Here is a 22,490-nt window from a genome sequence, read left to right on the forward strand (position 1 = left end):
TGCCTCTCAGCGCAACAGCGTTGCGGGATCCGCGCGCAGCAGGCTGCGCATGGCGCCCAGGCCGGACAGCAGCGACAGCACGGCCACCAGCACCGCACAGGCCAGCACGGCGGCCAGGTTCAGCGCCACGGGAACGCGGTAGGCCGCGGCAATGCTCAGCAGCACAGCGCTGGCGAGGGCCGCGAGCACAAAGCCCAGGCCGCCGATCCAGCAGGCCTGCTCGACCACGACGCGGCCCAGCGCGCCGCGGCTCACGCCCAGCGCGTTGAGCACGGCGTATTCGCGGGCCGAGCCGGCCACCACGGCCTTGAGTGACTGGCTGGTCACGACCGAGCCGACCAGGCAGACGATGATGGCCATGAACAGCACGCCGGCGCCGGCGCCGGTGTCGAGCATCCAGTAGCGCTGCGAGCGGCGGGCAAAGGACTTGGCGGTCCAGGCCTCGTAGGGGCCGAAGCCGGACACGGTATGGGACAGGCGCTGCTGCACGGCCTCGGGCCTGGCGCCGGCGCGCACGCGGGCCACGAAATAGGTGCTGGCATTGCTGCCGGCAATCTCCCGGGCCGTGGCCAGGGAGGCAATCACGTTGGCGCCGCCCAGGCCGCGCAGGCCATCCACGGCGGCCACGATATGCACTGCATGGTTGTTGACCCAGGCCGTGCCGCCTTCGGGCGTGCCCAGCGTGTCGAGGTCGGCCCGGTCCACGATCACGGCACCGGGCTCGCGCAGGCGCTGGCGCTGCCAGGATGTGAGGAGCTGGGTGAACATCATGGAGTCGTCGGCCGTGCTGATGCCCGACAGGTAGATGGAGACGCCGCCGCTGGTTGTATCGGGGCCGGCGCCGTAGTGGGCGGGTGCGGCGGCGCGCCAGTCGCCGTCGATCCAGACATAGGGCTCGACGGCGGCCACGTCGGGGTCCATGCGCACGCGCATTTCCACGTCGCTGCCGATGTTGCGGCCGAAGTTCACGCTCTGCGTGCCCGGATAGCCAACCCAGATGTCGGCGGAGGAGGCCGTCACATAGACCGCGGCGGAGCCGAAGATGCCCAGGACCAGCGCGGCCTGCATGGCCAGCAGCACGCCCGAGAAGCCGACTGCGAAGACCGAGGGAATGAAACGGCGCCACTCGTGCACCAGCGTCTTGCGTGCCAGCGCGATCATTGGCGGGCCTCCGCGGAGGCGGTGCCGCCGGCCGTCTGCTGCAGCAGCGGATCCAGCGGCGCGCCGCCCAGCGCCTTGTACAGCGCGACATAGGCCAGGGACTGCGCGGCCTGGGCCGTGGCCATGTCGCTTTGCGCTTGCAGCAGCGCGCGCTGCTCGTCCATGGCACCCAGGGGGCTGTCCAGGCCGAGCTTCTGGCGCACGCCTTGGGCGCGGACCTGTTGTTGCAGCAGAGTGCCCGTCTGCTCCAGCTGGCGCTGGCGCTCCTGCTGCGCCGCCATCGCGGCCAGCGAGGCTTCCACATCGGCGATGCCATTGAGTACGCTCTGGCGGTAGCCCTTGATGGCGGCCTGCAGGCCCAGTTCGCCGGCATCGGCCTGGGCGCGGCGGCGGCCCCAGTCGAACAGCGGTATGTCGATCTGCGGCCCGAACACGGGCATGTAGTCGGACGTGGTCCTGAAGTTCTGCGTCAGGTTGTACGAGTACAGGATGGAGCCGGTCAGCGTCAGCCGCGGATACAGCGCGGCATGAGCGATGCCGGCATCGGCCGCCGCGCGTTCGACGGCGGCCTCGGCGCTCCGGATGTCGGGCCGGGTGCGCAGCATGTCGGCCGGCACGGCCGCCGGGGGGCGGGCCTGCGGCGCCGGCAGCGCAGCCTGGGCATCGGCGGCCAGCCAGGCGGCGTCAGGGGCCGTGCGGCCCAGCAGCGCGGCCAGGCCATGGGCGGCACGCGCCTGGGCGGCAACGACCTCGGCCAGCTGGCCCGCCGTCTTGCTGCTTTGCAGTTGCTGCTGCTGCACGGCCAGGCTGCTGCCCAGGCGCTGCGTGCGGCGTACCTGCAGCAGGCGCAGCGCGTCTGCATCCAGCGTGCCCAGCTGCGCATACAGCGCGCGCTGGCGCTGGGCCAGGCGGATATCCAGGTAGCGGTGGACCACATCGGCCACCAGGGCCACGCGGGCCGCATGCAGCTGGGCCTGGGCGTCGAGCAGGCCCGCATCGGCCGAGCGCTGCGCGGATTCCGAGGCGCCGAACAGGCCCAGATCCCAGCTCACGTCGATGCTGGCGTGGAAGTACGAGTCGACGGCCGCGATGTCCTGCAGCGTGCGTGCGCCGGCCGTCACGCCGGGCATGTAGGCGGAGTGCGCGGTGCCGGCCAGCAGGCGCTGCTGGCGCACGCGCAGCTGTGCCTGCGCCACGTCCAGGTTCTGGGCCAGGGCTTCCTCGACCAGGGCATTGAGCTGCGGGTCGTTCCAGGCCTGCCACCAGCTGCGCAGGTCGGGCGCCGGCTGGCGGCCGGCATCGGCCGTCTGCTGGCTCCAGTGCGCGGGCACGGAGCGGTCCAGCTCCACGGGCAGGGGCGCGGCGCAGCCGGCCAGCAGCGCGACAGCGCCCAGGCACCAACCGCTTATGCGGGCAAAAGGAACATGGATGGCAGGTTTCACGGCAACGCGACGGGGGCAGAAGGCTGGTGAAAATCCGGACACCAGCAGGCAAAAAGGGAGAGACAAGCCCCCAAGGTCGGTATTGGATAAGGCAAAGCTTGCGCCTCAATGCATGGTTTATGTAGGAAATATGGAGATTGCGCTGTGCTTCTGCGCCGCGCGATTGTCATCCCATAATGCGCCGTGGTACACCGCGACGACCCTTGTGTTGCGGTGTTTTTGATCGGGGCTTGTGCAGGCGGACAGCCGTCCGTGGCTATGGCCGGCCGGCTGCGGCCCGGGCCGGCCGGCTTGCGCAAGCCGTGTCGGTGTTATTGCTATGAACTCTTTTGCACAGCCTGCAGCCACGCCCCTGGTGCTGGTCGTCGAGGACGAGCCCGGCATTGCCAGCATCCTGAGCGCCTACCTGGAGCGTGACGGACTGCGTGCGCGCGTGGCCCAGGACGGCGAGGAAGCGCTGCAGCTGTTTCGCCAGCTGCGGCCGGATCTGGTGCTGCTGGACATCCATCTGCCCAAGGTCGACGGTGTCGACGTGCTGCGCGTGATCCGCAACGAAGGCCAGGTACCCGTCATCATGGTCACGGCCCTGGCCGGGGATGTGGACAAGCTGCTGGCCCTGCGCATGGGCGCCGACGACTATGTGGTCAAGCCCTTCAATCCGCCGGAGGTGGTGGCGCGCGTGCGTGCGGTGCTGCGCCGCACCCAGGCGCAGCCGGCCGCGGTGGCGGCGCCGATACGCGTGGGCCCCATAGAGATCGACGAGCAGGCCCACAGCGCCGTGGTGTACGACGCCAAGGGCTTAGCCACGCCGCTGCCGCTGACGCTGACGGAATTCCGGCTGCTGGCCTGCCTGGCCGCCCAGCCGCGGCGCTGCTTCTCGCGCGCCTACCTGATCGAGAACTGCCTGCCCGAGAGCGATGCGCTGGAGCGCGTGATCGACTCCCATCTGTCCAAGCTGCGGCGCAAGCTGCAGCAGGCCGGGCAGGACGGCCTGATAGAGACGGTGCGCGGCATCGGGTACCGGCTATGGCCCTGGGACTGAACCGCATCTGGGTGCGCTTCGGCCTGTGGATCACGGCCACGGTGCTGGTCACCATCGCCTCGCTGACGCTGGGCGTGCTGGTGTTCTCTGAGCTGCAATACCGCGACTTCTACAAGAACCTGCCCGCATCCGTGCAGGCCGAACTGGACGAGCTCAATGCCCGCAAGCTGGACGACAGCCCGCGCGCACTGCAGATCTACAGCCAGTACTGGGACGGCGGGGACCTGTATTTCGGCGAACGCTGGTCGCTGCTCATCGGCCTGGCGGTCTGCGTGCCCCTGGGGCTGGGCGCGGGCTTCTGGGTGTCGCGGCGCATCACGCGGCCGCTGGCCTCCATGGTGGAAGTGGCCAAGCGCGTGGAGCAGGGCGATCTGGCCGCGCGCGCGGTCAAGGGCAAGGCCCATGGCGAGATGGCCGAGATGATCGACACCTTCAACGGCATGGTGGACTCGCTGGAGACCCTGGAGAACGAGCGCCGGGCCACGGCGGCCTCCATCTCGCATGAACTGCGCACGCCCCTGACCGTGCTGCAGGCGCGCCTGCATGCGATGTGCGACGGCGTGATCGACGCCAGCCCCGCCGAGATCCGGATGCTGCTGTCGCAGGTCGAGCACCTGGGGCGGCTGGTGGGCGACCTGCATACGCTGTCCATGGCCGATGCCGGCCAGCTGTCGCTGCAAAAGCGCAAGCTCGACCTGGCCGAGCTGGTCGGCGAAGTGGTGGACCAGCTGCATCCGCAGCTGCAGGAGCAGGGCATGCAGCTGTCGCTGACGCTGCCGGTGCAGGAGGGCTCGGGCACCACGGAAATCCGCGCCGACGCCGACCGCATGCGCCAGATCATCTCCAACCTCATCAGCAATGCCATGCGCCATGCGGGCAGCGGGCACTGGCTGGGCGTGGAGGTGGCGACCGAGACCGACGCGCAGCTGGAGCAATGGGTGGTGCTGCGCATCAGCGATGCGGGCCCGGGCCTGCCCGCGGAGCTGCAAAGTCATCCGTTCCAGCGTTTTGCCCAGGCGCCGGGCAAGCGCCGGCGCGAAGGCTCGGGCCTGGGCCTGTCCATCGTGCGGGCGCTGACGGTGCTGCAGGGCGGCACCGTCCACGCCGACAGCTCGGAGCGCGGCGGCGCCCGCTTCAATCTGCGCTTTCCTAGAAGTTGACACCCCCTGAGCGGCTACGCCGCTTCCCCCCAAGGGGGACGACGGCCTCGCGGCGGGCGGCCCTTGCTCGCCGTTCCGCGCTTGGGCCGCGCCAGTATCAAGGGCCTGTTATGTCCCGCTGACGTAGGGATTCATCTTGCGCTCGCGGCCAAAGCTGCTTTCGGGGCCGTGGCCCGGGATGAACACGGTCTGGTCGCCCATGGGCCACAGCCGCTGGACGATGCTGGAGATCAGCTGTTCATGGTTGCCCTGGGGAAAGTCCGTGCGGCCGATGCTGCCGGCAAACAGCACGTCGCCGACAAAGCAGCGGTCGATCTGCGGCGCATGGAACACCACATGGCCGGGCGTATGGCCGGGGCAGTGGCGCACCTTCAGGGTCTCCTGGCCTATGGACACCGTGTCGCCATCGTGCAGCCAGCGCGTGGGGGTGAAGGGCTCCGAGTGCGGGAAGCCGAACATCGCGCCCTGCTGCGGCAATGCCTCGATCCAGAACTGGTCTCCGGGATGCGGGCCGATGATGGGCAGCTGCTGCGCATCGGCCAGCTCGCGCGTGCCGCCCGCATGGTCGATATGGGCGTGCGTCAGCCAGATGGCCTTGAGCTTCAGGCCCAGGCGCTCGACTTCCCAGCCGATCTGCTCGAGGTCGCCGCCCGGATCGATGACGGTCGCGTCCATGGTCTGGTCGCACCAGACCAGCGAGCAGTTCTGCTGGAAGGCGGTGACGGGGATGGTGTGGTATTGCAACATGGGTGACTTGTAATTTTCAGCTAATTGCGTAGCCTCGCTCGGCGAACTCCGCAAGCATGCCATGACAGGCCATGGGCATCAAAAATGCTCGCCCGGACCGTCCCGGCATCCTCCATATGCGCTAGCGCAGATACGACTGCCCCAATCGGGCGCGGTCTGCTACAAAGCGCCTAGCGGGCAAACGCTCCATCGAAGCGGCCCACCCGGTTTCAGGATTTCAGGCCGTGCGTCGTCCGTGCCGCTCACTTCCCGCCAGCCCGCTTCCTCTCCGGAACGGGTGAGACTGCGCCGGATGCAGGGAGCGCCCCACGAGAGACGCAAAGCCTGGTGTGACGATTTCAAAACTCCAGGAGATCTCCCATGCAGACCAGTCCCAGCCCTACGCCGCAGTCCGCCGGCACCCCCCAGCCTAGTGATGCCCAGCGTGGTGACGCCCAACGCATAGGCGTGCCCAAGGAAACCTTCCCGCTGGAAAAACGGGTCGCCACGGTTCCCGATGTGGTCGAGAAGCTCGTCAAGCTGGGCTTTCAGGTCGCGGTCGAATCGGGCGCAGGCGAGGCTGCCAACTTCAGCGATGACGCCTACCGCGCCGCGGGCGCCGAGATCCTGCCCGATGCCGCGTCGCTGTGGGCTGCGTCCGACATCGTGCTCAAGGTGCGCCCGCCGAGCGAAGCCGAGGTGGCGCTGATGCGCGAAGGCGGCACGCTGATCGACTTCATCTGGCCCGCGCAGAACCCCACGCTGATGCATCAGCTGGCCGCGAAGAAGGCCACGGTGCTGGCCATCGACTGCCTGCCGCGCACGCTCTCGCGCGCACAGAAGATGGATGCGCTGACCTCCACGGCCGGCGTCTCAGGCTACCGCGCCGTGATCGAGGCGGCCAATGCCTTTGGCCGCTACTTCAACGGCCAGATCACGGCCGCGGGCAAGGTGCCGCCGGCCAAGGTCTTCGTCGCCGGCGCCGGCGTGGCCGGTCTGGCGGCCATCGGCACGGCGGCCAACCTGGGCGCCATCGTGCGCGCCAACGACACGCGCGCCGAGGTGGCCGACCAGGTCAAGTCGCTGGGCGGCGAGTTCGTCAAGGTGGACTACGAGGAAGACGGCTCGGGCGGCGGCGGCTACGCCAAGGTCATGAGCGAGGGCTTCCAGGCCGCGCAGCGCCAGATGTATGCGCAGCAGGCCAAGGATGCCGACATCATCATCACCACCGCGCTGATCCCCGGCAAGCCGGCGCCCAAGCTCATCACCGCCGAGATGGTGCAGAGCATGAAGCCCGGCAGCGTGATCGTGGACATGGCCGCCGAGCAGGGCGGCAACTGCGAGCTCACCGTGCCCGGCGAGGCCGTGGTGCGCCATGGCGTGACCATCATCGGCTACACCGACCTGGCCTCGCGCCTGGCCAAGCAGTCGTCCACGCTGTACGCCACCAACCTGCTGCGCCTGATCGAAGAGCTGTGCAAGGCCAAGGACGGCGTGGCCGTGGTCAACATGGAGGACGACGCGATCCGCGGCCTCACCGTCATCAAGGACGGCGAGATCACCTGGCCCGCGCCGCCGCTCAAGCAGGCCCCTGCGCCCGCCCCCAAGGCCGCGGCCGCGCCCGTGGAGCAGAAGAAGAGCGGCCACGGCCATGGCGCCGGCGCGCCCATGCCGGTCAAGTCGCTGGTCATCGTGTTCGCGGTGGCGGCCGTGCTGTTCGCGCTGATCGGCGCCTATGCGCCCGCGGCCTTCCTCGGCCACTTCACGGTGTTCGTGCTGGCCTGCTTCATCGGCTACATGGTGGTGTGGAACGTGACGCCCGCGCTGCACACGCCGCTGATGAGCGTGACCAACGCCATCTCCAGCATCATCGCCATCGGGGCGCTGGTGCAGATTGCGCCGCCAGAAATGGGAGGTGTAGCGGGGACCAACGGCCGGCCTGACAGCCTCATCATGTGGCTGGCCTTTGCCGCGCTGGTGCTCACGGCCGTCAACATGTTCGGCGGCTTTGCCGTCACGCGCCGCATGCTGGCCATGTTCCGCAAGTAACAACGACAACAACAAAGAAGGAAGACGAACATGTCCCAAAGTCTCGCTACCGTCGCCTACCTGGGCGCGGCCATCCTGTTCATCCTCAGCCTGGGTGGCCTGTCCAATCCCGAAACCTCGCGCCGCGGCAACGTGTTCGGCATGATCGGCATGGCGCTGGCCGTGCTGGCCACCGTGTTCGGCCCGCGCGTCAGCCCCTCGGGCATCGCCTGGATCGTGATCGCTCTGGTCATCGGCGGCGGCATCGGCCTGTATGCGGCAAGAATAGTCAAGATGACGCAGATGCCCGAGCTGGTCGCGCTCATGCACAGCCTGGTGGGCCTGGCGGCCTGCTTGGTGGGCTTTGCCAGTTATGTCGACACCTCCGTGCAGTTCACGGGCGCCGAGAAGGCCATCCACGAGGTGGAGATCTACGTCGGCATCCTGATCGGTGCGGTCACCTTCAGCGGCTCGCTGATCGCCTTCGGCAAGCTCAACGGCCGCATCGGCGGCAAGCCGCTGCTGCTGCCCGCGCGCCACTGGCTCAACCTGGTGGCCCTGCTGGTGGTGATCTGGTTCGGCAAGCAGTTCCTCGGCGCGCATGAAGCCGGCGCCGGCATGACGGCGCTGGTCGTGATGACGGCGATCGCGCTGCTGTTCGGCGTGCACATGGTGATGGCCATCGGCGGCGCCGACATGCCGGTGGTGGTGTCCATGCTCAACAGCTACTCGGGCTGGGCGGCCGCGGCCACCGGCTTCATGCTGAACAACGACCTGCTGATCGTCACCGGCGCGCTGGTGGGCTCGTCGGGTGCGATCCTGTCGTACATCATGTGCCAGGCGATGAACCGCAACTTCATCAGCGTGATCGCCGGCGGCTTCGGCTCGGGCGCGCCCAAGAAGGCGGCCGGTGGCGGTGCCGCCGCCGAACCCCAGGGCGAGGCCGTGCCGGTCAGCGCGGCCGAGACCGCCGAGATGCTGCGCGAGGCCAAGAGCGTGATCATCGTGCCCGGCTACGGCATGGCCGTGGCCCAGGCCCAGCACACGGTGTACGAGATCACCAAGGCGCTGCGCGAGAAGGGCGTGGAGGTGCGCTTTGCCATCCACCCGGTGGCCGGCCGCATGCCGGGCCACATGAACGTGCTGCTGGCCGAGGCCAAGGTGCCCTACGACATCGTGATGGAGATGGACGAGATCAACGAGGACTTCCCGGATGCGGACGTGGCCATGGTGATCGGCGCCAACGACATCGTGAACCCCAGCGCGCTGGAAGACCCGGACAGCCCGATCGCCGGCATGCCGGTGCTCGAGGTGTGGAAGGCCAAGCACTCCATCGTGATGAAGCGCTCCATGGCCGCGGGCTACGCGGGCGTGGACAACCCGCTGTTCTACAAGGACAACAACCGCATGCTGTTCGGGGATGCCAAGAAGATGCTGGACGAGGTGCTGGCGGCGCTCAGGAGCTGAGCACCGGCGCATGAAGCCAAAAAGCCTGCGGCGCACGCCGCAGGCTTTTTTATTCTGCTCGCCATTAAGGAGCTGTCAGCGCTTGCTGTTCAAGTAATCCTGATGCATAAGCATCTGAAGACGAATGGTGGCTGGCGCTGACAGCTTCTTTTTCAATAGTGCAGCAGGCTACAGGCGCATCTCGTAGCCGATGGTGATGGGGGCGTGGTCCGAGAACTTCTCGCCCTTGTAGATGGACTCGGTGCGCGCCAGCGCGGCCGTGGCCGGCGTGGCCAGGTGGTAGTCCAGGCGCCAGCCCACGTTGTTCGCATAGGCCTGGCCGCGGTTGCTCCACCACGTGTAGCAGGCATCGGTGGTCTCGGGCTGCAGCAGCCGGTAGACGTCCACGATGCCGCCTGTGGGCTCGGTCTTGTGCAGCAGCTTCGTCATCCAGGCGCGCTCCTCGGGCGTGAAGCCGCTGTTCTTCTGGTTGCCGCGCCAGTTCTTGAGGTCGATGTTCTGGTGGGCGATGTTGATGTCGCCGCAGAGGATGAACTCGCGCTCGCCCTTCATCTTCATGAGGTGGGCATGCATCTCGGCGAGGAAGCGGAACTTGGCCTCCTGGCGCATCTCGCCCGAGCTGCCGCTGGGGAAGTAGGCGCTGATGATGGACAGCTTGCGCGCGGGCGTGTCGAAGCGCGTCTCCACATAGCGGCCCTCGGCATCGAACTCGTGGGAGCCGAAGCCGATCACCACGTCGCTGGGCTCGTGGCGCGCATACACGCCCACGCCCGAGTAGCCCTTTTTCTCGGCGAAATGGAAATAGCCCTTCATGCCCGCCAACACCTCGAAGCGCCCGGCCATGTCGGGCGCCTGGGCCTTGATTTCCTGTACGCAAATACAATCTGGCGCAGTCGCCGCGATCCAGGCCTCCACGCCCTTGGTCGTGGCGGAGCGGATGCCGTTGAGGTTGAGGCTGGTTAATTTGAACAAGGATGAATCCATGGTGGTGAGTGAGAAACCGGCAGACGGCATGGGCCGTCTGGCGCAGGAATTTGTGCAGTTTGCCGTCGACGCAGGCGTGCTGCGCTTTGGCGAATTCAAGACCAAGGCCGGGCGCATGAGCCCGTATTTCTTCAATGCCGGCCTGTTCGACGACGGCGCCAAGATGGCGCGGCTGGCTGAATTCTATGCAAAAGCCATTCTGGCCAGCGGCATCGAGTTCGACATGGTTTTCGGCCCCGCCTACAAGGGCATCCCGCTGGCGGCCACGGTGGCCGTGGAGCTGGCGCGCCAGGGCAAGAACGTGCCGTTTGCCTACAACCGCAAGGAAGCCAAGGACCACGGCGAAGGCGGCACCCTGGTGGGCGCGCCGCTGGCCGGCCGTGTGCTCATCGTCGACGACGTGATGTCGGCCGGCACGGCCGCGCGCGAATCCATCGCCATCATCCAGGCCGCGGGCGCCACGCCGCATGCCGTGGCGATTGCGCTGGACCGCCAGGAAATGGCCACCGAAAACGGCCAGGACGTACCCCACAGCGCCGTGCAATACGTGCGCAACCAGCTGGGCATGCAGGTCTGCACCATCGCCAAGCTGGCGGACTTGCTGCTGTACCTGCAGGCGCAGGGCGGCGACGCCGGCCGCGGCCATCACGAACGCGTGCTGGCCTACCGCCAGCGCTATGGTGTGCAAGACAAATAGGCAAAACCGCCTGTGCAGATCGGAACCGGAGGACTGCACAGGCCCCAAGGGAGCAAGTCACTCATGAAGCAGGCGCTGCAGGCAGCCATCTTTGTATGTGTTCTGGGAGGACTCTGGGCCGGCGCCGCGCTGGCCCAGCCTGCCCCCGCCACCGGCATCTACGCCTGCACGGACGCCAAGGGCCGGCGCCTCACGGCCGACCGCCCGATTGCCGACTGCGTGGACCGCGACCAGCGCGTGCTGGGCACCACGGGCGTCGAGCTGCGCCGAGTGGGCCCCACGCTGACCGAGAACGAACGCGCCGAGATGGATGCCCGGCGCCGTCAGCAGCTGGCCGAGCAGCAGCGGCTGCGCGAGGAGCGTGCGCGCGACAAGGCCCTGCTGCTGCGCTACCCCGAACCGGCCGCCCACGATGCGGCGCGCGCCGAGGCGCTGGCGCAGGTGGACAGCGTGATGGCCGTGGCCCAGCAGCGCCTGCAGGAGCTGGGCGCGCGGCAGAAGAAGCTCGACACCGAGCTGGAGTTCTACCAGAACGACCCGCGCAAGGCGCCGCCCGGCCTGCGCCGCCAGTTGCAGGAGAACACGGACTCCCAGCAGGAGCAGCGGCGCTTCCTGCAGCACCAGGCGCAGGAAAGGCAGCGCATCAACCAGCGCTTCGATGCGCAGCTGGCCGAGCTGCGCCGGCTGTGGGCCGGCGAAGCGGGTGCCGCCGCCGTCACCGCGCGCGAATAGGCAAATAGGCCCATAGGCAAATAGGCCAATAGGCGGCAGGGGCTACGTCGGGTTGCGCAGGCGCAGCACGCGCCCGACCAGCAGCGCCGCCATCCAGGCTATCCCGCCGATGAGCAGCGGCAGCTGCACGAAGGCCGGTGCCTGCGCCATGTGCACGAACGCATCGCCGCGCCACAGCGGGCCGTAGCCCTTGGCAAGCCCGTAGGCCAGCCACAGCAGCAGCCCCAGGCTGGCCAGCAGCGCCATGCGGCGCGCGGCCCGGGCATCGGTGTCGGCCCGCAGGGCCTGGCGCCACAGCCAGGCTCCCGCCGCAGCGACCAGCAGCACGCAGGCGCCCAGGGACAGCGGCAGCCACCAGGCAAGAGGAATCGTATTCATGACCGCGCTACTGTAGCGGCAGGTGGCAGGGCGGAACGAAAAACGCCCGCCGGAGCGGGCGTCTGGGGATATGAAGAACAGTCGGGCGCGGGCTCATGCCAGTTGCCAGACCGAATGCTCGCCGGGCACGGGCTGTATGCCCAGCACCGTGGCATGGCGGGCCAGCAGTTCGTCGAACTGCCTGGCGGTTTCGCTGCTGGCGGGACTGTCGTCGTATTCGCTGGCCACCTGTGCGGTGGTGAACGACGTGGCGCCGAACCTTTGCACGATGTTGCGCAGCTTGTCGAGGTTGGGAGGGGTCTGGACGTTCATGGCAACTCCTTTCTGGAAACCGGGCAGGGCTTGCAGCCAAGTGTAGTCCGTGGCTTGTGCAGGGCAAGAGTGCAATGCTGGATGGCCGTTTCGGCAGCGCAGCCGCCACGCAGGGCTGCGCTGCCGCAGTGTGGCCTACTGTGGCTGGGCGGTCTGGTAGAGCACGCGCACCAGGTCGGACTGGGTGAGTATGCCCACCAGCTGCCCGTTGTCCCGCACGATGGGAATATGGTGGTGGCCGTCCTCGCTGAACAGCGGCACCAGCTCGGCCACGCGCTGGCTGGCACGCGCGGTGCGGACCTCGCGCGTCATGATCTGGCCGATCTGCCGGGGCTGGCCGGCGCCCCCCGTCAGCAGGGTGCGCAGGCGCCTGCCCAGGCCCAGCGGCTGGGCGTCCGGCTCCGCATGGCGCATGAAGTCGGCGCGCGTCACGATGCCCACCACGCGCTGCGCGGCATCCACCACGGGCAGTGCCTTGATGCGGCGCTCGCGCATGGTGGCCCAGGCGTCGGCCAGGGAGGTGTCGGTGCGCGCCGTCACCGGGTCCGCCGACATGGCATCCTCGCAGCGCAGCTCGCCCCATTGGCGCTGCCAGGCGGCGAGTTCGGCCGCCTGCAGCAGGGCTTCCAGGTCGTCGCGCGGCACGTCCAGCACCTGGTTGTAGTGGGCCAGCGCGACGTCGAAGTCCGCCGCGGTGAAGTGCGAGGACCGCGGCGGCGCCGCCTGCTGCGTGTGGGGGTAGCGTCGCCCCGTGAGGCGGTTGTAGGCCATGCCGGCCAGCGCCATCAGCACGGCGTTCGCCAGCACGGGAAACAGCACGAATCGCGGCTCCACGGCATGGCTGAGCACGGCGAACAGCGCCGTGGCGCCGCCCGGCGGGTGCAGGCAGCGCAGCGCGAACATGGCGGCAATCGCCAGGCCCACGGCCGCCGCGCCTGCCCAGGCGGTGTCGGGAATCCAGGCCGCGCAGGCCACGCCCACCAGCGCCGCCACGCAGTGGCTGCCGACCACGGACCAGGGCTGCGCCAGCGGGCTGGCCGGCAGGGCAAAGATCAGCACCGCCGAGGCGCCCATGGGCGCGATCAGCCAGGCCGACAGGCCGTTGTCCTGCGCAAGGGCCCGGCACACGAGCGCCGTCAGCGCGATGCCCAGGGCCCCGCCCAGCGAGGCGCGCAGCCGCTCGCGCCCGTTGACGCGCATGCGCGCCGGCCGCAAAGCCAGCCAGAGGGCCTTCAGGTGATGGGGGATGCTCATTGCCATTGTTCGGTGAATGCGGAGATATGGGCGACCTGGAACACCTCCTTGAGCGAGCGTAGCTCGCGCCGGTGCAGCGCTGCCAGCCGCAGCAGCCGCGCCTCGCCCTCGGCGCTCAGATGCACCAGCACCTGGCGCCGGTCGGCCGTGCCGCTTTCGCGGCGCACCAGCCCCAGGGCCTCGCAGCGCGCCACCAGGGTCAGGGCGCCGTGCGGCTGCACCTGCAGGCGCTCGGCCAGCTCGCCCACCGTGGCCCAGTCGCGCCCGGGGTAGCCCTTGACGTGCAGCAGCAGCTGGTATTGCTGGGGTGTCAGGCCTTCGGCCTGGGCGGCCTCTTCGCTGAAACGCAGAAAGCGGCGCAGCTGGTAACGGAATTCGGATAAGGCCTCGAGGTCGGCTTTGGTGGGTGCTTGTGCCATGGTGAAAAAACATCACATTATGATGTAATTCGGGCATGACCTTCCCCGCTTCACCTGCCGCGCGCGACTATGCGGCCGATTCCCGCCTCGCCCTGCTGGCGCTGCTGGCCATTCCCATCGGCGCGCTGGGCGTGGGTGCGGCCTGGCTGCTGCTCACCCTGATCCGCTTCTTCACCAATCTGTTCTTCTTCCAGACGCTGTCCGTCGCGCCCACCTCGCCCGCCGACCACCAGCTGGGCCTGGCGGTGATCCTGGTGCCCGTGGTGGGCGCACTGATCGTGGGTCTGATGGCACGCTTCGGCTCGGACAAGATCCGCGGCCACGGCATTCCGGAGGCCATCGAGGCCATCCTGTTCGGCAAGAGCCTGATGTCGCCCAAGGTGGCGGTGCTCAAGCCCCTGTCGTCGGGCATTGTCATCGGCTCGGGCGGCCCGTTCGGCGCCGAGGGGCCGATCATCATGACGGGCGGGGCCATAGGCTCGCTGCTCGCTCAGTGGCTGCACCTGTCGGCGGCGGAGCGCAAGACGCTGCTGGTCTGTGGCGCCACGGCGGGCATGACGGCCGTGTTCGGCACGCCCGTGGCCGCCGTGCTGCTGGCGGTGGAACTGCTTCTGTTCGAGCTGCGCCCGCGCAGCCTGCTGCCGGTGGCGCTGGCCTGCGCCACGGCGGGTTTCTTGCGCCCGCTGGTGCTCGAAGCGGGCCGCCTGTTCCCGCTGAATACCGCGCCCGCGGGCCTCGCCGCTTTGGGCTCCTGCGTGGTGGCCGGACTGCTGGCGGCGCTGCTCGCGGCGGGCCTGTCGCGCGCGCTGTATGCGGTCGAAGACGGTTTCCACCGCCTGCCCGTGCACTGGATGTGGTGGCCCGCGCTGGGCGCCGTGGCTATCGGCATCGGCGGCTGGCTGCAGCCGCGCGCGCTGGGCGTGGGCTACGACGTGATCGGCGACCTGCTCCACGGCAACCTGCTGGTCGGCGCGGCGCTGGCGCTGCTGGCGGCCAAGGCCGTGATGTGGGTGCTGGCGCTGGGGTCGGGCACCTCGGGCGGCGTGCTCGCGCCGGTGCTGATGATGGGCGCGGGCCTGGGCACGGTGCTGGCGCCCTGGCTGCCCGGCGGCTCGCCCGGGCTGTGGCCGCTGGTGTGCATGGCGGCGGTGCTGGCTGGGGTGCTGGGCGCGCCGCTGACGGCCGCGGTGTTCGCCTTCGGCCTCACAGGCGACGGCGATGCGCTGCTGCCGCTGCTGCTGGCCTGCGCGGTGTCGCACGGGGTCACGGTGCTGCTGATGGACCGCTCCATCATGACCGAGCGCCTGTCGCGCCGCGGCCGCCATGTGTACCGAGAGTACGGCGTCGATCCGCTGGAGCGCACGCCCGTCGAGGCCGTGATGACACGCCATGTGCAGACCATTGCGGCCGATGCGCCGCTGGCGCGCGTGGTGCACGAATGGTTCGGCCCCGCACAGCGGCACCGCGCCTTTGCGGTGGTCGATGCGGCTGGCGTGTGCCTGGGCATGCTGGACCGCGACCGGCTGAATGACATGGGCGGCGACACGCGCACGGCCGGCGATCTGCTGCGCGGCAGCGCCGTGCAGTTTGCGCTGCCGCACCAGACCTGCCGCGCGCTGTCGCAGCAGATGGCGTCCTGGGGCCTGGAGCGCCTGCCCGTGGTGGCGGATGCGCAGACGCGGCGCCTGGTGGGCATTGTCAGCCGCAGCGACCTGGTGAAGGTGGCCCAGGCGGTGCACGAAGAGGAAGCGGTGCGCGAGCGTGTGAGGGGCTGGAATCGCTCCTGATGCAGGAGCGAAAGGCGCTTGCCGTGCAAGGGCGAAAGCCCTTTTTCTCAAACCCTGGACTGGAGGGCGCCGGCGCTGAGCACTTCGGCCAGCGGCTTGCGCGGTGAGGCCGTCTCGCGCTCGCGCAGGTCGTCGGGCAGGGTGCTGGCATCGCCGCGGCGGCCCACGGCGATCACCACTTCGGGCACCAGGTGTTCGGGCAGCCGCAGCACGGCGCGCGCCTCGTCGGCCGAAAAGCCGCCCATGGCATGCGTGGCCAGGCCCATGTCATGGGCCTGCAGGGCCAGGTAGCCCCAGGCGCAGCCGGCATCGAAGCTGTGCTTGCCGGGCGAGGCCTGCCTGTCCGACACCAGCACGATCAGCGCGCCGGCGTTCAGGCACCAGCGGCGGTTGGCTTCGTTCGGGATGGCCGAGAAGGCGTCCCAGTTGGCATCGCCGCGCAGCGCGTAGGCAAAGTGCCAGGGCTGCTTGTTGCTGGCGGACGGCGCCCAGCGGGCGGCATCGGCCAGCTGCTCGATCTGGGCCGTGGTCAGCGCCTCGGGCACGAAGGCGCGCGGAGACATGCGCTCCAGGAACTGCGAGTGGATGGGCGTGGTGGTGCTGCGGGTGTTGTGCATGGATGGGTCCGGAAACAGCGAGGCCCGGCCGCCGCCGGCGGATGCCGGACGGGAGCCGGGCCTCGAATGAAACCCGAAACAATAGCGCAAGCCCGGGCATTGGCCCGGGGCGCAGGGGTTTCAGGACTTTTGCTCGCAGGAGCGTTGGCTCATCAGGCGCATATGGCGCTCCATGCGGATCAGCACCAGCACCATGACGACCATCACCAGGCAACTGATGAGCATGGTGCCGAAGGCGGTTTCCATGCTGGAGAACTCCCATTTGTCGTTGTCGGAATCCTCGCCCTTGAGGCGCTGGGCCAGGCGGTCGAACGACAGCGTGTAGTTGAGCAGCAGCATGCTGGTGATCTGCTGGGCCGACTGCCCGCGCAGCTTGGCCGTCAGGCTGTCGTTGGCCAGCACCTGCTCCAGCGCGGCCGGCAGGCCCTGGACAAAGGCCGCATAGGCGCCGGCACCGTGCTCGGTTTCGGCCATCTGGGCGCGCTCGTGGATCTGGGCGGCCAGGTCCACGGGCTCGCTGAGCCAGTCGTCGCCTTCGGGCTCCTCCTCGGTGGAGGATGCAGCCGCCGCCACTGCGGCGCGCGAGGCCTCGCGCTCGCCGCGCACGCGGTGCACGGCGGCATCGGCCGTTGCATCGAGGGCCGCCGCCGAGGCATCCTGAGCGGCATCGCCGCAGCAGGCGTTCTCGCGCTGTTCGCGCAGCTTGATCTGGCGCTGCACCTCGGCGTCCGAGGGCACGGCGTCGCCCTTGAGCAGCGGATGGACCGGCGCCAGGCCCTGGCTGTTGTTGTCCTTCTCCACGCGCTTGCGGGCCGCCGGGTCGCTGTAGATGAAGCCGCGCAGCAGGCCGTCGGCCTTCTGGAAGCTGGGGCGCAGCGCGGGGTCGGCCAGGCGCTTTTCCATGGGGGTCTGGTCGGTCATGCCGCTGAGGTCGCGGGCGGTCTCGTCCACCACATACTTCAGGTCGGGCTTGGCGCTGTTCCAGTCCAGGGCCACCTGCGCGGCAGCCGGCGCGGCATCGCTCTGCTTGGGTTTGTAATGGCTCCAGAGCCAGAACGCCATGCCTGTCAGCACGAATACGGAAAACGCCAGCAGCACCACTCGCACAATCTGCACGAGCACATCCTCGATGCGACGTAACAGGTTCATCATTTACAGCAAATCCTTGTCTTGAAGCTTACAGGTAAAGGTGCTCTAGCTATCGAATTGAAAGCACCCAAGCGATGCGCGAATTCTAGGGAGGCAAGGCGTCCGTCGTATTCTTTTACATGTCCTGCAAGTGCAAAAGAGAGTGCTTGCTCTCGATGTTCAGCCCGCTGCGCCTGTCATCCTGCATGCAGGCCGCAAGCCAGGAGCTGGTCCGCTGCGCTGCACAAATGCAACATTTGTAAGGCGGAGAGCCTACGCGCCGTGGCAGATTAGGCGATCCGTTCAAATGGGGTTTTCACGGATCGCAGGGCCTGCTTATGACCAAGACGTCGCTGGACAAATCGAAGATCAAGTTTCTGCTGCTGGAAGGCATCCATCCCTCCGCGCTCAAGGTGTTGCACGATGCGGGCTACACCAACGTGGAGGCGCTGTCCGGCGCGCTGGAGGGCGAGGAGCTCAAGCGCAAGATCGCCGATGTGCACTTTGTCGGCATCCGCTCGCGCACGCAGCTGACCGAGGAAGTCTTTGCCGCGGCCCAGAAGCTGGTGGCCGTGGGGTGCTTCTGCATAGGCACCAACCAGGTGAATCTGAATGCCGCGCGCGAGCGTGGCGTGGTGGTGTTCAACGCCCCGTATTCCAATACCCGCTCGGTGGCCGAGCTGGTGCTGGCCGAGGCCATCCTGCTGCTGCGCGGCGTGCCGGCCAAGAACGCGGCCGCGCACCGTGGCGGCTGGCTCAAGAGCGCCGAGAACGCCTACGAGATCCGCGGCAAGACGCTGGGCATCGTGGGCTACGGCTCCATCGGCACCCAGCTGTCGGTGCTGGCCGAATCCCTGGGCATGCAGGTGGTGTTCCATGACGTGGCGACCAAGCTGCCGCTGGGCAATGCGCGCCAGGCGGCCTCGCTCGACGACCTGCTGGCCCAGGCCGACATCGTGACCCTGCACGTGCCCGAGCTGCCGTCCACCCACGGCATGATGGGCGCCCGCGAAATCGCGGCCATGAAGCCGGGCAGCATTCTGATCAACGCCTCGCGCGGCACCGTGGTCGACATCGACGCACTGGCCTCGGCCCTGCGGGAGGGCAAGCTGCTGGGCGCGGCCATCGACGTGTTCCCGGTCGAGCCCAAGAGCAACAAGGACGAGTTCAGCTCGCCGCTGCGCGGCCTGGACAATGCCATCCTCACGCCCCACATCGGCGGCTCCACCATGGAGGCCCAGGCCAACATCGGCCTGGAGGTGGCGGAAAAGCTGGTCAAGTACAGCGACAACGGCACCACGACCTCGGCCGTGAACTTCCCCGAGGTGGCGCTGCCCGCCCATCCGGGCAAGAACCGCATTCTGCACGTGCACCACAACGTACCCGGCGTGCTGTCGGCCATCAATCTGGTGTTCGCCGAAAACGGCATCAACATCGCGGGCCAGTACCTGCGCACCGATGAAAAGGTGGGCTACGTGGTGATCGACCTGGACGTGGAATCCTCGGCCCTGGCCGTGGAAAAGCTCTCGCAGATCCCGGGCACCATCCGCTGCCGCGTGTTGTTCTAGACTGCGCGCCTCGGCAGCGCGGCAAAGGGAGCCCAGGCTCCCTTTTTGATAGCTGCAGGCGCTTGGCGGGAAAGGGTTTGGCGGTGAAAAAGCTTGAGATCAACGCCGGGCCGGGCCCACATGGCGCAGCAGCTGCTCGCGCAGAGGCGCCAGCACCGTGGCTTCGGCGCCCGCCTGGCGCGCAATGGCGAGGAACAGGCGCGGTTGCAGGTAGATGAGGAGGAATTCGGCATCCTCGGCCCACTGGATGATGAGGTTCCAGGGCAGCCTGGTTTCGCCAACGCTCGATTGGATGCGCAGCATGTCCTCCTGCACGGCCACCGTCTGGGGTTGCTGCATGGCCGGGTAGCGGCGATAGGCGCGCCGAGCCATGGGCTGCGTGATGCAGCGGAAGGTGGCCCACGGCAGCATCGCGTAAGCGAGGCCCGCCGGAGCCAGCCAATAATGGCGGTAGTAAAGTCCCGGGCCCGGCATCAGCACGCCGGCCAGGGATGCCGCCCACAGAAAGAGCCGCAGATAGCAGGGCTTGAAGCGCGCATGCAGCCGCTGGGCGCCGACATATGGGTTTTCGGAGATCGTGTAGGCCGGTTCGGCCATGCGGGGGTGATACGGGCCGGCAGCAGCACGGCGCGGTCCCCGTGGATGATGGCGCAGGCGGGAAAACCGGGGCCGGGTGCGCGGCAGCAGACGCAGGGAGCGCATCGGCTCGCATCAATGATTGCAGTTATGGAAAAAAACTCTTTATCGCGTGAATTCACGGTGCGCGGCGTTCTTCTGGGCGCGCTCATCACTCTGGCCTTCACGGCGGCCAACGTCTACCTGGGCCTGAAGGTCGGGCTGACCTTCGCCTCGGCCATTCCGGCGGCCGTGATCTCCATGGCGCTGCTGTACCGCTTCAAGGATTCCAGCATCCTGGAGAACAACCTGGTGCAGACCCAGGCCTCGGCCGCGGGCACGCTGTCATCGGTGATCTTCGTGCTGCCGGCCCTGCTGATGCTGGGCCTGTGGTCGGGCTTTCCGTTCTGGCAGACGGCGCTGATCTGCGCGGCCGGCGGCACGCTGGGCGTGCTCTACACCGTGCCGCTGCGCCGCGTGATGGTGGTGCAGTCCGACCTGCCCTATCCCGAAGGCGTGGCCGCGGCCGAGGTGCTGCGCGTGGGCGAGGAGCAGCGCCACCGCAGCGACGCCTCCGGCGCCGGCTCGCCGCGTTCGGGCCTGCGCGACCTGGGTTGGGGTGCGGGCCTGGCTGCGCTGTTCGGTTTTCTGAGCGGCGGCCTGCGCGTGCTCGGCGACGCCATCAACCTCTGGATTCCCGTGGGCGGCGTGGCCCTGCGCGTGGCCGCGGGCTTCTCGCCGGCGCTGCTGGCCGCCGGCTACCTCATGGGCGCGGCCGCGGGCATTGCGGTGCTGGCCGGCCTGGTGCTGTGCTGGGGCGTGGTCGTTCCCTGGCTCACGGCCCATGCCACGCCGGCGGCAGGCCAGGCCGTCAGCGACCTGGCCACCCAGCTGTGGAGCGGCAAGGCGCGCTTCCTGGGCGCAGGGGTGATCGGCATCTCGGCGCTGTGGACCGTGGGCACGCTTGCCCGCCCCATCCTCCAGGCCATCCGCAGCCAGCCCGCGCGCGCCTCGGGCAGTGCCGCAATGGCCGGCGACGAAACCGACAAGGACATGCCGCGCAGCTGGATGCTGCTCATCGGCCTGGCCGCGCTGGCCGTGCTGTTCCTGGTCGTCAACGGCTTTGTGCACGAGCACATGCCCGAGCTGGCCGACGCCGCGCGCTACGGGCTGACGGCACTGTGCGTGCTGTTCGCCGCCGTGTTCGGCTTTCTGGTCGCCGCGGCCTGCGGCTACATGGCCGGCCTCGTGGGCTCGTCGGCCAGCCCCATCTCGGGCATAGGCATCATCGCGACCATTTTGATGGCCCTGTCACTGCTGGCACTGCATGCCGCGGTGCCCGCGTTCGCGGACAGCGTCTCGGGCCAGCTCGGCGTGGCGCTGGTGCTGTTCATGGTGTCGGTCATCCTGGCCATGGCCTCGATTTCCAACGACAACCTGCAGGACCTGAAGACTGGCTACCTGGTCGGTGCCACGCCCTGGCGCCAGCAGGTGGTGCTCATCATCGGCTGCCTGGTCGGCGCGGCCGTGATTCCGCCCGTGCTGGACCTGCTGTACAACGCCTACGGCTTTGCCGGCTCGCTGCCGCGCGAAGGCATGGACCCCGGCCAGGCGCTGGCCGCACCCCAGGCCACGCTGATGAAGCAGATCGCCACCGGCATCTTCAGCGGCTCGCTGGACTGGACCATGCTGGGCCTGGGCGTGGCGGTCGGCGTGGTCGTCATCGTGCTGGACGTGATGCTGCGCAAGGCTGGTCGCGGCGCGCTGCCGCCGCTGGCCGTGGGCCTGGGCATCTACCTGCCGCCCACCATCGGCCTGACGCTGACCATCGGCGCGGTGCTGGGCTTTTTCCTGCAGCGCGCCATCCGGGCCCGCGGCCAGCGCGCCGGCCAGCCCTGGGCGGCCGCGGCCGAGGAGCGCGGCCTGCTGCTGGCCTCGGGCCTGATCGTCGGCGAGAGCCTGATGGGCCTGGTCATTGCCGCGCTGATCGGCTTCAGCGGCAAGGATGCGCCGCTGGCCATCGTGGGCGAGGGCTTTGCGCCCGCCATGTGGCTGGGCCTGCTGTGCTTCGCGGCCCTGTGCGCCTTCTTCTACCGCCGGGTGCTGGGCAAATGAGGACGGGGACTTTCGCGCCCGACGGGCAGGCGACGCAGGAGCAGCCGTTTCGCAAGGGCAACCTGGCCTGCAGCCATGAATGGCTGGAGGATGTCGCAAGCCTGGACGAAGTGCTGGCCCGGCTTGACGTGCTGCGCGCCGCGGACCCCGCGCACTGCTATCTGAGCACGCTGGACGACCTCGACCAGTGCAGCTATACCTGTGGCCACGCGAGCCAGGACGAGCGCCTGTACCTGGAGGTGCCCGAAGGCTTCGACTGGGAAGACCCGGTGCAGCTGGCGGCCTGGGAATGCGACAGCCTGCGGCACCGTGCGGGCCAGCTGCGCAATCCCGAGCTGATGCAAAGCTGGGAGCAGGTCTGCGGCACGCTGTGCACCATCGGCCCGGATGTGGATGCGCTGCTGGCCGCGAACCGCGCGCCCGAGCAATTGCTGGATGACGTGCTGTACCTGCAGCGCGTGCCGGTGGCTGCCCAGGACCTGGCGATTGCCGGCCTGCCCAATGGCTACTTCAGCGCCGACTGGGACATGTTCCAGAACCATGCCGTCATCCGCCACCTGGGCCAGGCCCATGGCTATGCCTTCTTCGGCATGGGGGCGAGCTGGCTGGGCTTTGCGCGCGCGCAACCCCTCGATGCCGCCATGGCGCGGCAACTGGCGGCCGAACTGCGCCAGCTCTACGGCAAAGGCCGCGAGGAGGTGCTGGAACATGGGGGCTGGGCGCAGCTGGCTGCACTGCTGGCGCAGCGCCGCACACTGTTGCTGGGCTATACGGAAAGCTTTGCCGAGACCCTGGACCTGGGCGAAGGCGACTAGCCGAGCGCACGGCCTGTCTTATAGTGGCCGCCTCCACGCTCTG

The 22,490-nt window shown here is 68.6% G+C and carries 21 protein-coding genes; 10 read left to right on the forward strand and 11 right to left on the reverse strand.

The features are described 5' to 3' along the window. Positions 1-6: 6 nt before the first annotated feature. Together Cte04_RS08155 and Cte04_RS08160 are read right to left on the reverse strand one after the other, a co-directional pair. Entirely contained in the window at positions 7-1,161 is a 1,155-nt protein-coding gene (locus Cte04_RS08155; RefSeq protein WP_066475187.1) for an ABC transporter permease, read from the reverse strand. Further along, positions 1,158-2,603, reverse strand: coding sequence for an efflux transporter outer membrane subunit (locus Cte04_RS08160; protein WP_245633321.1), 1,446 nt, complete (start codon positions 2,601-2,603; stop codon positions 1,158-1,160). The genes Cte04_RS08155 and Cte04_RS08160 overlap by 4 nt, the downstream gene beginning before the upstream one ends. Positions 2,604-2,922: 319 nt before the next feature. Here Cte04_RS08160 and Cte04_RS08165 point away from each other — a divergent pair, with 319 nt between their 5' ends. Both Cte04_RS08165 and Cte04_RS08170 read left to right on the forward strand, forming a co-directional pair. After that, complete coding sequence (locus Cte04_RS08165; RefSeq protein ID WP_066475193.1) at positions 2,923-3,645, forward strand: response regulator; 723 nt, start codon at positions 2,923-2,925, stop codon at positions 3,643-3,645. Beyond that, positions 3,630-4,805, forward strand: a complete 1,176-nt coding sequence (locus Cte04_RS08170) for a sensor histidine kinase (protein WP_066475202.1) — start codon at positions 3,630-3,632, stop codon at positions 4,803-4,805. The genes Cte04_RS08165 and Cte04_RS08170 overlap by 16 nt, the downstream gene beginning before the upstream one ends. Before the next feature lie 108 nt (positions 4,806-4,913). Here the strand turns inward: Cte04_RS08170 and Cte04_RS08175 are convergent, their stop codons facing one another. Further along, positions 4,914-5,552, reverse strand: coding sequence for an MBL fold metallo-hydrolase (locus Cte04_RS08175; protein ID WP_066475205.1), 639 nt, complete (start codon positions 5,550-5,552; stop codon positions 4,914-4,916). Between the two features lie 360 nt (positions 5,553-5,912). Between Cte04_RS08175 and Cte04_RS08180 the strand changes: the two genes are divergently transcribed. Beyond that, the gene (locus Cte04_RS08180; RefSeq protein WP_281178763.1) at positions 5,913-7,580 is read left to right on the forward strand and encodes a Re/Si-specific NAD(P)(+) transhydrogenase subunit alpha; all 1,668 of its coding nucleotides are present in this window, start codon (positions 5,913-5,915) and stop codon (positions 7,578-7,580) included. Positions 7,581-7,610: 30 nt separating this feature from the next. Next, positions 7,611-9,026, forward strand: coding sequence for a Re/Si-specific NAD(P)(+) transhydrogenase subunit beta (pntB, locus tag Cte04_RS08185; protein WP_066475210.1), 1,416 nt, complete (start codon positions 7,611-7,613; stop codon positions 9,024-9,026). Between the two features lie 168 nt (positions 9,027-9,194). On the opposite strand, the gene Cte04_RS08190 is transcribed toward pntB, so the two are convergent. After that, the gene (locus tag Cte04_RS08190; protein WP_066475212.1) at positions 9,195-9,998 is read right to left on the reverse strand and encodes an exodeoxyribonuclease III; all 804 of its coding nucleotides are present in this window, start codon (positions 9,996-9,998) and stop codon (positions 9,195-9,197) included. Between the two features lie 10 nt (positions 9,999-10,008). On the opposite strand from Cte04_RS08190, the gene pyrE reads away from it, so the two are divergent. Then, positions 10,009-10,707 (forward strand): orotate phosphoribosyltransferase, encoded by a 699-nt coding sequence (gene pyrE, locus Cte04_RS08195; RefSeq protein WP_066475426.1) that lies wholly within the window; start codon positions 10,009-10,011, stop codon positions 10,705-10,707. Positions 10,708-10,770: 63 nt separating this feature from the next. Beyond that, positions 10,771-11,439, forward strand: a complete 669-nt coding sequence (locus Cte04_RS08200) for a hypothetical protein (protein WP_066475214.1) — start codon at positions 10,771-10,773, stop codon at positions 11,437-11,439. A gap of 42 nt (positions 11,440-11,481) precedes the next feature. Here Cte04_RS08200 and Cte04_RS08205 read toward each other — a convergent pair whose 3' ends face one another. The 4 genes from Cte04_RS08205 to Cte04_RS08220 form a co-directional block, all read right to left on the reverse strand. Beyond that, positions 11,482-11,817, reverse strand: a complete 336-nt coding sequence (locus Cte04_RS08205; RefSeq protein WP_066475223.1) for a hypothetical protein — start codon at positions 11,815-11,817, stop codon at positions 11,482-11,484. 93 nt (positions 11,818-11,910) lie between these two features. After that, complete coding sequence (locus Cte04_RS08210; RefSeq protein ID WP_066475225.1) at positions 11,911-12,129, reverse strand: hypothetical protein; 219 nt, start codon at positions 12,127-12,129, stop codon at positions 11,911-11,913. 135 nt (positions 12,130-12,264) lie between these two features. Continuing rightward, positions 12,265-13,383: an HPP family protein gene (locus Cte04_RS08215; protein ID WP_245633322.1), complete on the reverse strand. Its 1,119-nt coding sequence runs from the start codon at positions 13,381-13,383 to the stop codon at positions 12,265-12,267. Further along, positions 13,380-13,802 (reverse strand): MarR family winged helix-turn-helix transcriptional regulator, encoded by a 423-nt coding sequence (locus Cte04_RS08220; RefSeq protein ID WP_066475228.1) that lies wholly within the window; start codon positions 13,800-13,802, stop codon positions 13,380-13,382. The genes Cte04_RS08215 and Cte04_RS08220 overlap by 4 nt, the downstream gene beginning before the upstream one ends. Positions 13,803-13,837: 35 nt before the next feature. On the opposite strand from Cte04_RS08220, the gene Cte04_RS08225 reads away from it, so the two are divergent. After that, the gene (locus Cte04_RS08225) at positions 13,838-15,589 is read left to right on the forward strand and encodes a chloride channel protein (protein ID WP_066475231.1); all 1,752 of its coding nucleotides are present in this window, start codon (positions 13,838-13,840) and stop codon (positions 15,587-15,589) included. 47 nt (positions 15,590-15,636) lie between these two features. On the opposite strand, the gene Cte04_RS08230 is transcribed toward Cte04_RS08225, so the two are convergent. Next, positions 15,637-16,206 carry a nitroreductase family protein gene (locus tag Cte04_RS08230; RefSeq protein ID WP_066475232.1) on the reverse strand — a complete coding sequence of 190 codons (570 nt, stop codon included), beginning with the start codon at positions 16,204-16,206 and terminating at the stop codon, positions 15,637-15,639. A 120-nt stretch (positions 16,207-16,326) separates the two neighbouring features. Further along, the gene (locus tag Cte04_RS08235) at positions 16,327-17,355 is read right to left on the reverse strand and encodes a hypothetical protein (protein ID WP_245633323.1); all 1,029 of its coding nucleotides are present in this window, start codon (positions 17,353-17,355) and stop codon (positions 16,327-16,329) included. Positions 17,356-17,672: 317 nt separating this feature from the next. Between Cte04_RS08235 and serA the strand changes: the two genes are divergently transcribed. Continuing rightward, positions 17,673-18,902, forward strand: coding sequence for a phosphoglycerate dehydrogenase (serA, locus tag Cte04_RS08240; RefSeq protein WP_066475237.1), 1,230 nt, complete (start codon positions 17,673-17,675; stop codon positions 18,900-18,902). A 99-nt stretch (positions 18,903-19,001) separates the two neighbouring features. On the opposite strand, the gene Cte04_RS08245 is transcribed toward serA, so the two are convergent. Then, entirely contained in the window at positions 19,002-19,499 is a 498-nt protein-coding gene (locus Cte04_RS08245; protein WP_066475239.1) for a YcxB family protein, read from the reverse strand. 129 nt (positions 19,500-19,628) lie between these two features. Between Cte04_RS08245 and Cte04_RS08250 the strand changes: the two genes are divergently transcribed. Together Cte04_RS08250 and Cte04_RS08255 are read left to right on the forward strand one after the other, a co-directional pair. Continuing rightward, positions 19,629-21,632, forward strand: coding sequence for an OPT family oligopeptide transporter (locus tag Cte04_RS08250; RefSeq protein WP_083526561.1), 2,004 nt, complete (start codon positions 19,629-19,631; stop codon positions 21,630-21,632). Next, the gene (locus Cte04_RS08255; RefSeq protein ID WP_066475243.1) at positions 21,629-22,447 is read left to right on the forward strand and encodes a hypothetical protein; all 819 of its coding nucleotides are present in this window, start codon (positions 21,629-21,631) and stop codon (positions 22,445-22,447) included. The genes Cte04_RS08250 and Cte04_RS08255 overlap by 4 nt, the downstream gene beginning before the upstream one ends. Positions 22,448-22,490 lie beyond the last annotated feature (43 nt).

Source organism: Comamonas terrae (assembly GCF_001544075.1).
GTDB classification, from domain to species: Bacteria; Pseudomonadota; Gammaproteobacteria; order Burkholderiales; family Burkholderiaceae_C; genus Comamonas; species Comamonas terrae.